The sequence below is a fragment of the Paenarthrobacter nicotinovorans genome (assembly GCF_007670255.1).
GTDB lineage: Bacteria > Actinomycetota > Actinomycetes > Actinomycetales > Micrococcaceae > Arthrobacter > Arthrobacter nicotinovorans_B.
The window spans coordinates 16,658-27,292 of the sequence record NZ_SZVS01000019.1; the positions used below are offsets into that span (position 1 = coordinate 16,658).

At 63.7% G+C, this 10,635-nt stretch carries 10 protein-coding genes; 8 read left to right on the forward strand and 2 right to left on the reverse strand.

Annotation, left to right across the window (positions count from 1 at the left end):
* Window positions 1-53: 53 nt before the first annotated feature.
* Window positions 54-1,652, forward strand: coding sequence for an ABC-F family ATP-binding cassette domain-containing protein (locus FDP28_RS20025; protein WP_144663361.1), 1,599 nt, complete (start codon window positions 54-56; stop codon window positions 1,650-1,652).
* 95 nt (window positions 1,653-1,747) lie between these two features.
* Here the strand turns inward: FDP28_RS20025 and FDP28_RS20030 are convergent, their stop codons facing one another.
* Window positions 1,748-2,581 (reverse strand): alpha/beta fold hydrolase, encoded by an 834-nt coding sequence (locus tag FDP28_RS20030; RefSeq protein WP_144663362.1) that lies wholly within the window; start codon window positions 2,579-2,581, stop codon window positions 1,748-1,750.
* A 96-nt stretch (window positions 2,582-2,677) separates the two neighbouring features.
* Between FDP28_RS20030 and FDP28_RS20035 the strand changes: the two genes are divergently transcribed.
* Both FDP28_RS20035 and FDP28_RS20040 read left to right on the forward strand, forming a co-directional pair.
* Window positions 2,678-3,244: a TetR/AcrR family transcriptional regulator gene (locus tag FDP28_RS20035; protein WP_144663363.1), complete on the forward strand. Its 567-nt coding sequence runs from the start codon at window positions 2,678-2,680 to the stop codon at window positions 3,242-3,244.
* Between the two features lie 30 nt (window positions 3,245-3,274).
* Window positions 3,275-4,408, forward strand: coding sequence for an App1 family protein (locus FDP28_RS20040; RefSeq protein ID WP_144663364.1), 1,134 nt, complete (start codon window positions 3,275-3,277; stop codon window positions 4,406-4,408).
* Window positions 4,409-4,418: 10 nt separating this feature from the next.
* Here FDP28_RS20040 and FDP28_RS20045 read toward each other — a convergent pair whose 3' ends face one another.
* Window positions 4,419-5,513: a LacI family DNA-binding transcriptional regulator gene (locus FDP28_RS20045; protein ID WP_144663365.1), complete on the reverse strand. Its 1,095-nt coding sequence runs from the start codon at window positions 5,511-5,513 to the stop codon at window positions 4,419-4,421.
* Window positions 5,514-5,694: 181 nt separating this feature from the next.
* Between FDP28_RS20045 and FDP28_RS20050 the strand changes: the two genes are divergently transcribed.
* From FDP28_RS20050 to FDP28_RS20070, 5 genes are read left to right on the forward strand one after another with little or no spacing between them, the layout of a single operon-like run.
* Window positions 5,695-6,561, forward strand: a complete 867-nt coding sequence (locus FDP28_RS20050) for an ABC transporter substrate-binding protein (RefSeq protein WP_144663366.1) — start codon at window positions 5,695-5,697, stop codon at window positions 6,559-6,561.
* 53 nt (window positions 6,562-6,614) lie between these two features.
* Complete coding sequence (locus tag FDP28_RS20055; RefSeq protein WP_144663367.1) at window positions 6,615-7,403, forward strand: amino acid ABC transporter permease; 789 nt, start codon at window positions 6,615-6,617, stop codon at window positions 7,401-7,403.
* Window positions 7,400-8,197, forward strand: a complete 798-nt coding sequence (locus FDP28_RS20060; RefSeq protein WP_144663368.1) for an amino acid ABC transporter ATP-binding protein — start codon at window positions 7,400-7,402, stop codon at window positions 8,195-8,197. The genes FDP28_RS20055 and FDP28_RS20060 overlap by 4 nt, the downstream gene beginning before the upstream one ends.
* Window positions 8,197-9,240 carry a Gfo/Idh/MocA family protein gene (locus FDP28_RS20065; RefSeq protein WP_144663369.1) on the forward strand — a complete coding sequence of 348 codons (1,044 nt, stop codon included), beginning with the start codon at window positions 8,197-8,199 and terminating at the stop codon, window positions 9,238-9,240. The genes FDP28_RS20060 and FDP28_RS20065 overlap by 1 nt, the downstream gene beginning before the upstream one ends.
* 37 nt (window positions 9,241-9,277) lie before the next feature.
* Window positions 9,278-10,405, forward strand: coding sequence for an NAD(P)/FAD-dependent oxidoreductase (locus FDP28_RS20070; RefSeq protein WP_144663370.1), 1,128 nt, complete (start codon window positions 9,278-9,280; stop codon window positions 10,403-10,405).
* Window positions 10,406-10,635 lie beyond the last annotated feature (230 nt).

The following is a 10,635-nucleotide window of genomic DNA, read 5'->3' on the forward strand; positions in this document are numbered from 1 at the left end:
CTTCTGGACCGGTGGCAGCGCATTCGCTGAAATCACTGGAGTCCTGAAGCAACATGCCTATTGCAAAAAACCCGTCCATCACCCTGACCGACGTCAGCTTCCACTGGCCGGACGGCACCCCCGCACTCTCTGAAGTCTCTGGAACGTTTGGTACTGGCCTCACCGGCCTGGTGGGCGCCAATGGGGCCGGAAAATCGACGTTGCTCCGTCTCATTGCCGGGATCCTCACACCGGCCAGTGGCCTCATCACGATCAACGGCGACGTCGGCTACCTTCCGCAGACCCTGACGCTCGCCACGGGTTCCACCGTGGCGGACCTGCTTGGCATCGGCCCGAAGGTGAAGGCCTTGAAGGCCATCGAATCCGGGGACGTGTCGATGGAGAACTTCGAAGTGCTCGGTGACGACTGGGACATTGAGACGCGCGCCGATGGGGCCTTGCGCCACATCGGCCTGTCGTCAGCTGACCTGGGCCGGAGCGTCGGTGAAATCTCGGGCGGCGAGGCCATGCTGGTTGCCATCGCGGGACTGAGGCTCCAGCGGGCAGCGATCACGCTCCTGGATGAGCCCACGAACAATCTGGACCGCGAAGCACGGGCCAAGCTGTCCGGCCTTTTGTCCGGCTGGCCGGGCACGCTGGTGGTGGTCAGCCATGACCTCGCATTGTTGGAGCTGATGGACAACACAGCTGAACTGCACGGGGGAGAGCTCAGGGTCTTCGGCGGCCCTTACAGCGCATGGCGGTCCCACCTGGAGGAGGAGCAGGCCGCTGCAGTGCAGGCTGCCCAGGCCGCGAAGCAGGCGGTGAAGGTTGAGAAGCGTCAGCGGCAGGAAGCCGAAGCGAAGCTGGCAAAGCGGGCCCGGACGGGCCAGAGCAGCTATGACAACAAAAAGGGCTCCAAGATCCTCATGAACCAGCGGGCCTCCGACGCCCAGGTGTCGGCCGGGAAGCTTCGTTCGGGTTCGGACAACAAAGTGGTCGCCGCCCAGGCGGCATTGGATGCGGCCTCCTCCATGATCAGGGATGAGGAGCGCATCAGCGTGGATCTTCCTGATCCGGACGTTCCACGCAGCCGCCGGATAGCGAAATTGCGGGGAACCAACCGGGATTTCGTGATGGAAGGCCCGGAGCGGGTGGCCGTCATAGGTGCGAATGGGGTGGGAAAGACCACGCTGCTCGAACGCGTCGTTGCCGGTGACGACGGGCCGGCAGGTGGTCGTCTTCTCACAGAGCGGGCCGGCTACCTGCGCCAACGCCTTGATGGCCTGGACGAGGCCGCCACCACTTTGGAAAACGTACAGGAGGCCGCCCCCAACGTTCCTGAGGGTGAGATCCGTAACCAGCTGGCACGCTTCCTGCTGCGTGGCGAGAGCGTCTATCGGCCGGTGCAAACACTCTCAGGCGGAGAACGGTTCAGGGTGTCTCTGGCCCGGCTCCTTTTCGCCGATCCACCGCCCCAGGTCCTGATTCTCGACGAGCCCACGAACAACCTCGACATCCAGAGCGTGGACCAGCTGGTGGCTGCGCTGAACTCCTACCGCGGCGCCGTAATTGTTGTCAGCCACGACGACGACTTCCTGGCCCGCCTCGACCTGGACCTCACGCTGCGCCTGGACCATGACGGTTCCCTCACCGAAGTGCCGTCGGCGTAAGCGGACATAAACGACGGCGACAGCCCACCTTTGGTTCCTTCCGGAACCGCCGGTGAGCGGCCGCCGTCGTTCTTTAATCAGTTGGCGCGCAAGCGCTACTTGGCCAGGAAGCCGAGCAGGATCTCGTTGACCTCAGCGCCGTGAGTCCAGAGGAAGCCGTGCGGTGCGTCCTCGATCTCCACGTATTCCGCAGAGGGAAGGCGCTTGGTGAATTCGCGGCCGGTGGAGTCGATGGGGAGGATGCGGTCGCCGGTTCCGTGGACGATCAGGGAGGGCACGGTGACCTTCTCGATGTCGGCGCGGAAGTCGGTCAGCCACGTGTCAACCACTGCGAACGACGCGTACCAGGACGAGCCCGCTGCGACGTTCCAGGAGTTGCGCAGTGCTTCTTCGCTGAGACGGTTTCCGAGGAAGTTGTCGGTGTTGTAGAAGTCCTTGTAGAAGTTGGTGAACCAGGCGTAGCGGTCCTCGATGGCGGCGTTGCGGATGCCGTCGAACACGGAGGACGGAACGCCCGTGGGGTTGTCATCGGTCTGGAGGAGGAAGGGTTCGAGGGAGGCAAGGAAGATGGCCTTGGCCACCCGGGCCTCGCCGTAGGTGCCGATGTAGCGCCCGACTTCGCCGGTGCCCATGGAGAAGCCCACCAAGACGGCATCCTGCAGGTCGAGGGTTTCCAGGACTGTGTTGAGGTCCGCTGCGAAGGTGTCGTAGTCGTAGCCGGTGGTGGTCTTGCTGGATTTGCCGAAGCCGCGACGGTCGTAGGTGATGACGCGGTAGCCGGCGTTGAGGAGGGCGGCGGTCTGCTTCTCCCAGGAAGCGCCGTCAAGGGGATAGCCGTGGATCAGGACGACGGGCTGGCCTGTGCCGTGGTCCTCGTAGTAGAGCTCGATGTCCGTGGTGTTTTCAGTTCCGACTTTGATGAAGCCCATGATTCTGTTTCCCTTTTCTCGAAGTAGAGAACGATCGTTCTCTCTCTAGGACAAATACTATAGAACGATCGTTCTCATTTCAAGTACTATTGACCCATGGATATTTCCGAGGTTCGTCAACGCATCGTCGCGACAGCCGATGGACTCTATAACGCCAAAGGCATCCAGTCCGTGGGCATGGATGAACTGCGTACGGCCGCCGGTGTTTCCCTGAAGAAGCTGTACCAGGAGTTCCCGTCCAAAAGCAGCATCGTGATGGCGGTGCTGGAGCGCCGCCACGAGTCCTGGACCCAGGGGCTGGCCGAAACGGTGAGCCGGGCCGAGGACCCGCGGGCCAAGCTGCTGGCCATATTCGACTACCTCGCCGGCTGGTTCTGCCAGGACTCGTTCCGCGGCTGCGGCTTCATCAACAGCTTCGCCGAGCTGGGCGCAGTCAGCCTGGAAGTGGCGGACTATGCGCGGAAGCACAAGGAATCCTTCCAGGAGTATGTCGCCGGGCTCGCCGCTGAGGCGGGTGCACCGCCTTATCTGGCACCGCAGCTTTCGATCTTGGCAGAGGGTGCACAGACGACGGCGGCCATCGCCGGATCGCCCGAGGCCGCTGGACAAGCACGCCAAGCCGCCGAAGTGCTGATTGATTCCGCTGTGGGTCGCGTTCCGTAACCTAAGTCCCGGCCATGGAAGACTGGAAACATGTCTTTTCGTCCCGCAAGGCCGCGCCCCACGTCCACTGCAGGCAGCAGCATCAGCTTGACACCGCCCCGCGAGCAAGCGCGCCACATCGCGATGAGGCTCGACGACGCGTGGCTGAGGCTGCAGACCCGCCTGGCCATCCGCCGTGGCCGGGTGGAAACCGTCATCCCGTACACCGGGTACGGCAGCACGTCCTGGGTGAGGGTCCTGGCCCGGGTGGTCCGAAGTGATCCTCGGGACGCTGCCGGTCACGCGAACCCCTTGCAGGAGAGCATGCGCGGCTGGCGGAACTTCACCAGCGCCCCGGTGGCACATGCGGCCGTGCAGGTCACCATCGCCGGCACCACCCATGACGTCGTAGCCGACCGTGGAGGCGTGGTCGACGCCCGTATCCCGGTGGAACTGACGGCTGGATGGCACACCATTACCTTGAAATCCGGTGGCTCCAAAACGGTGGAGGCTCCGGTGGAAGTTGTGGCCGACGACGCCCGGTTCGGAGTTGTGTCCGATATTGATGACACCGTGATGGTGACCGCCCTTCCGCGTCCTTTCCTGGCAGCGTGGAACACGTTCGTCCTCAACGAGCACGCCAGGACCCCAACGCCTGGCATGGCAGTGCTGTACGAACGGATTGCACGCACCGCTCCATCTGCGCCCGTGCTTTATCTCTCCACGGGTGCCTGGAATGTTGCTCCTACGCTGTCCCGCTTCCTGTCCCGCAATCTGTACCCTGCCGGTCCCAAGCTCCTGACCGACTGGGGACCTACGCCCGACCGCTGGTTCCGCAGCGGCCAGGAGCATAAGAGGACATCGTTGGAACGCCTCGCTGAGGAATTCCCCAACATCAAATGGCTGCTTGTAGGGGATGACGGGCAGCATGACGAAGCCATCTACTCCGAATTCGCCCAGCGCCACCCCGAAAACGTCCGGGCCATTGCCATCCGCCAGCTCTCCGCCGGTGAAGCCGTCCTGGCAGGTGGCCGGTCAAAGTCCGGTGGACAGCCGACCCCGGGGGTTCCATGGATCTACGCCCCCGATGGTGCCGGGATGTCCGCGCAGCTGGAGGAACTGGGCATCATCAGGAACGAGGTCCGCTCCGCCGATGACCCCGAGGAAGGCGACGTCCAGTCCTGATCCGGCCGGCTTAGCCGGCTGTCGGGATCGGTGTACCCGCTTTACGCGGCGCTCCGACAGAACCCCGATGGATGAGCCGTGCCACGAATGCAGGGCTGGGTGTTGCCGTTTTCCGTCCTTCGATCTGCCGGATCAAGGCGGCGGCAGCGGCGGCTCCCATGTCGTACACGGGCTGGGCGATCACCGTGAGCGGAGGCGTGGTCAGGCGGGTCCAGGCGAAGTCGTCGTACATCAGGAACGAGACGTCGCGGGGGATGGCCAGTCCGGCTTCCTGGATGGCTTCCACCACGCCCAGGGCGATCAGGCCGTCGGAGGCGATGATCGCCGTCGCCGGATCCGGTCCTGTCAACAGCCCGCGGGTAATTCGCTTTACCGACTCCCCGTCCCCGGCATTTAGCCTGACGAGGTCCGTTGGAAAGGTAAGTCCTTCTTCCTCGAAGGCGCGGCGGATGCCCTCCAAACGGTCCGAAATCTGGGAAGACCCTAGCTTCATCCCTTCCGTGTAGGGGTGGTCTGAAGTCAGGGTGGAGACGAAGGCAATGCGCTGGTGGCCTGCCCGGATCAGGTGCTTGGTGGACTCGTAGGAGATGCCACCCATGTCCACCGCGAACGTTTCTGCGTCCAGTCCCTCGGCGGCGCGGTCGAGGAGGACCAAGGGCCGCCCGGACTCACCAACCTGTTGCAGGTGCGAGGTGTCCACCGAGGAGGCAGGTGCGACGATCAAGCCGTCCACCCGTTTGTCCAGCAACACCCTGACCGCGTCGACTTCCGCGGCCCTTTCCTCATCTGTGTTGATGAGGATGACGTTGAAGCCACTCTTCTTGGCGGTATCGGTGATACCCCGCGTTGCCAGCCCGAAATGCGGGTTCTCGATATCGCCAACCACCACCCCGATGGTGTTCGACTTGCCGGTGTTCATGCTGCGGGCGAGCTCATTGGGACGGTACTCGAGCTCCTCAGCGGCAGCCAGAACCCGTTCGCGGACGTCGTCGCTCACGGCGCCGTAATTGCCCAAGGCGCGAGCCGCCTGCGCCTTGGAAACTTTTGCGGCTTTGGCGACGTCGGCAACCGTTACGTCCCGCCGTCGGGATCCCTCAGTGCTCATTTTCACCTTTCAGGGTGGGTGTTGACGCGGCTTTGTGAGTTCCGCTACATTTCTTATCAATCGATGTGAGTCCGGTCTCAATCCTAGGCGCTGAGACCGGACTCAACAAGACTCATCATCGAGAAATCACTCTCAGCGGCTCCTGACAGCACCGCTTTCCCTCCCACGATTGGACAACGCTGTGATCAAACTGAACTTCCGCCCTGCAGCCATTGCAGCAGCAGCCGTGGCGGCACTCCTCGCCCTGTCAGGCTGCGGCGGCGCCTCCGCAAGCAGCTCGCCGTCAGCCGAGAACCCCTACGGCCTCATCCAACCGGGCACCATTCGCGTTGCCAGCCTGGGCGACTCGAAGCCTTATACCTTCACCGACGGCTCCGGCAACTTCACTGGCTTCGATGTTGAACTCTTCAAGGACGTGGCCCACCGTGCCGGCGTGGACAACGTTGTCTTCACCGGCCAGGACTTCTCCGGCCTCCTCGCCGCCGTGGCCAACGGACAGTTCGACGTCGGCGTGGCCGCCATCGGCATCACCGACAAGCGCAAGGAAACCGTGGACTTCTCCGACGGCTACCTTGCCGGCTACCTGACCGTGATCACCACCAAGGACTCCGGCATCAAGGATGTGGACGGGCTCAACGGCAAGCGTCTGGGCGTTGTCCAAGGCACCCTCCAGGAAGCCTATGCGGTGAAGAACTTCACCTCAGCCCAGCTCGTGCGCTTCCCGGACAACAACACTGCCATCGCGGCCGTCAACAGCGGTTCCGTGGACGCACACTTCCTGGACTACGAGGCCGCCAAGGCGTACCAGGAGCAATTCGGCTTGGTCAGTGCCGCCGACATCCCCTCCTTTGACGCCCCGGCAGGATTCGCCATCGCCAAGAACAAGCCGGCATTCAAGAACGCCCTGAACAAGGGCCTTGCCGAGGCAATGGAAGACGGTACCTGGAAGAAGCTCTACCAGAAGTGGTTCCCGGGTTCGCCAATGCCCGAGCAGTACCTGCCCAAGGCAGAGCAGACTTCCAGCCCTTCTCCCACTGCCAGCAAGTAAGCCACGCAGCAAGTAAGCCGCCCCGAACAACAACCAACGTCTGAGAGCACCCAATGGATTGGCTCAATACCATCAGCCGCACGTTCTTCGACTTTGACTCCATGGTCGAAGTGCTGCCCCAACTCCTGGGAGTTGGCCTTCTCAACACCCTCATCATCTCCATCGCAGCAACCATCCTCGGCGTAGTGATGGGCATGGTGGTGGCGGTCATGGGCATCTCCCGCTCCAAGTGGCTGCGCATCCCGGCGCGGATCTACACGGATCTCTTCCGCGGGCTGCCCGCCATCCTCACCATCCTGCTGATCGGCCAGGGATTTGCCAGGCTGAGCCAATCGGTTTTCGGCCCCTCGCCCTACCCGCTGGGAATCATCGCGCTGAGCCTCATCGCCAGCGCCTACATCGGAGAAATCTTCCGTGCAGGCATCCTCAGCGTGGACAAGGGGCAAGGTGAAGCGTGCCGGGCCCTGGGCATGAGTTACGCCAAGTCCATGACACTGGTGGTAGTGCCGCAGGGCGTCCGTCGGGTGCTCCCAGCCTTGGTGAACCAGTTCATCGCGATCGTCAAGGATTCGTCCCTGGTGTACTTCCTGGGTCTGCTGGTCAGCGAACGCGAACTCTTCAGGGTGGGCCAGGACGCCGCAGTATTGTCGGGCAACCTCTCGCCCCTGGTCATGGCAGGCATTTTCTACCTCGTCATCACCGTTCCGCTGACCCACCTGGTCAACTACTTCGACAACAAGTTCCGGACCGGCCGCCGTCGTCCTTCGGCCCCCACCAGCGGCCTGAAGGAAGTCAAGGAACTCGATGCGGCGTCGCCGCTCATTACCGGGAGCAACACGTGAACCTCACAAGCAGCAGCACCAACGCCAGCAGCACCAACGCCAGCAAGGCACCCGACGTCGAAAAATTCAACGGTTCCAGCCTGGAACTGCGGAACCTGACCATGGCCTACGGCGACGTGGACGTACTCCGCAACGTCAGCCTCACGGTGGCACCCGGAACCACCACCTGCATCATCGGCCCCTCCGGTTCGGGCAAGTCCACCCTTTTGCGCGGCGTCAACCGCCTGCACGAACCAAAGAGTGGTGATGTCCTGCTGGCCGGCGAAAGTGCCCTCAAGGTCAAACCGGACATTCTGCGGGCACGCATCGGCATGGTGTTCCAGCACTTCAACCTTTTCCCGGACCACACCGCCCTGGAAAACGTGGCACTGGCCCTGTGGAGCGTCAAAGGAATGTCCAAAGCCGAAGCCAGGGAACGGGCCCGGCGCCGCCTTGCCGAGGTTGGCCTCGCTGAGCGCGCTGATCACCGGCCCAGGGACCTTTCCGGCGGCCAGCAGCAGCGTGTCGCCATCGCACGGGCACTGGCCATGGAACCGGAAGTCATGCTCTTCGATGAAGCCACCAGTGCACTGGACCCGGAACTGGTCAAGGGTGTCCTCAACCTCATGGCCGGCCTGGGGCGCCGCGGCATGACCATGCTGGTGGTCACCCACGAGATGGGCTTTGCCAGGAAGGTAGCGGACCAGGTGGTGTTCATGGACGAAGGCGAGGTTGTCGAAATAGGCACGCCCACCGAACTCTTCGACAACCCCCGCAGCGAACGCCTTCAGCGCTTCCTTTCGGAAGTCCTCTGATGGGCGCCCTGCCAGCGGCGCCCATCCGGACCGCCGTCGTCGGTTTCGGTGTCTCGGGCAGCGTGTTCCATGCCCCGCTGATCCAGGCGGACCCGGCTTATGCGCTGGACGTCATTGTTACCTCGGACCCCCAACGCCAGGCCGAGGCCGCGCGGCTCTACCCGCAAGCAACGATCGTTTCCACGCCTGGAGAGATGTTCGCGCTTGCCGGCGGGTTGGACCTCGTGGTGCTGGGAACGCCTCCACTGACGCACTTCGAGCTGGGCGCCGTGGCGATGGCCCACGGCCTGAACGTGGTGGTGGACAAGCCTTTCGTCACGACGGTCGCGCAGGGTGAGGAGCTGGTTGCCCGGGCGTCCGACGCCGGTGTGCAGCTCACGGTCTTCCAGAACCGCCGGTGGGATGCCGACTTCCTGACGCTCCGGAAGCTGTTGGGCCAAGGGGCATTGGGGGAGGTGCGGACCTTTGAATCCAGGTTTGAATGGTGGCGGCCCGACGGGTTCGGAAACTGGCGCGATTCCGCCACGCTGGCCGAGGGCGGCGGCCTGCTGCACGACCTCGGTGCCCACCTGATCGATCAAGCCATCCAGTTGTTCGGCCCTGTGGAGGAGAGCTACGGCGAGACCGCCAACAACGGACCCCATGCTGAGGCCGCAGATACCGAAGCCTTTGTGTCACTGCGCCACACGTCCGGAGTCCGGTCACGGTTGTGGATGAACGGAATGGCCGCCCAAGCCGGCCCGCGGTTCCATGTCCTCGGCTCCCAAGCCGCGTACACCAAGTGGGGACTCGACGGCCAGGAACCGGCGCTCGCGTCCGGTGTCACGCCGTCGGACGCTTCCTACGGCATCGAACCCCAGGAGTCTTGGGGGCTTCTGGGAGTGGACGGGTCGGCCACGCCGGTCCCGGCAGAAAAGGGCGACTACCCGCAGTTCTACCGGGAGCTTGCAGCTTCACTCAGCGGCCGCGGCCAACTGCCCGTCCAAGCGGCCGAAGCGCTGGAAACCCTCAGGATCATCGAAAACATTCACGCCTTCGCCTAAAGGCGTACACCGCATCAACAGATAGAAAGGGAGAACCATGTCCTCCACCAAGCACGTCGCCGTCATCGGCGGCGGCATCCTGGGCGTCTCCACCGCCGTCCATCTGCTCCGCCAGGGCGCCTCCGTGACCCTCCTGACCGAGCAAGGCCTCGCCAGCGAAGCCACCGGCCGGTCGTTGTCCTGGCTCAACTCCGCCGGTGATCGCTCCACCCCTTACCACCAGCTGCGGGTGGCCGGCGTGGACCGGTACCGCACACTCTTCGCCGCCGATCCCGGCCGCGAGTGGCTGCAGTTCGGCGGTGGGCTCATGTGGAACGCCGCCGGACAAAGCGATGCCACCGCTGCGCGCCACGCCTACGAAAAATCCATTGGCTACGATTCCAAGCTGTTGGCGCCCGACGAGATTGCCTCGGTCACCCCCGGCATCGACGCCACCGCCGTCCCGGAAAATGCGATCTTCAACCCGGGCGAAGGCTGGGTCAGCCTCCCGGACCTGGTGAACTTCCTGATGGAGGAATTCCACCACCTCGGCGGCCGGTTGGTCCTCAACGCGGGCAAAGTCTCGGTAACGGTCGACGGCGGCGCGTCCAGCGGCGGTCGGGCCACCGGCGTCGAAACGGCCAGCGGTGAAACATACGCGGCAGACGCGGTACTGGTTGCCTGCGGTGCCGCAACGCCCGCCGTCGTAAAGCCTCTGGGCGTCGAGATCCCCAACGGTTCTCCGGTTTCGATGCTGGTGGTCACCAAGCCCGTGGAACACCAGGTGACCGCTGTGATGAACACGCCCCGGGCAGCGGTGCGTCCCAACCCGGGCAACACTTTCGCGCTGGATCACGACTGGTACGAGGAACACATCACCGAGCACGCCGACGGGTCATTCACCATCCCGGATGACGTGGTCCAGGAATTGGCCGACGAGTCCTCAAAGCTCATCGCGGGCAACCCCGAGCTCAAGGCGGCATCTTGGAAGATCGGGTACAAGCCCATTCCAGGTGACGGTGAGCCCGTCTTCGGCGAACTCGAGCAGGTGCCTGGCTGCTTCGTCGCGTTCACGCACTCGGGCGCCACGCTGGGCCTGATCGCCGGTGAGCTCCTGTCCGGGGAGATCCTGACGGGGGAAAAGCACCCGATGTTGTCGACGTTCCGGCCGGGACGGTTCTCCTAGTTCTTCCCGCGGCCTGCCGGCCGGCACCCCTTAAAAGGCCAACGGCCCCGATACGCCATCTGCATAAGCGTGTCGGGGCCGTTGGAGTTTATTCTCGCCGGGCCTGATCGGGCTGGGGGGAAAGGAAACCGATCAGACCCGGCGGAGCTCAGTGGTTATTTGGTGGTTTCGGTGCGTTGGGTGCCGGTGAAGGCGAACGCGATGGTGGAGGTGGCGCCTTGGAAGGTGTT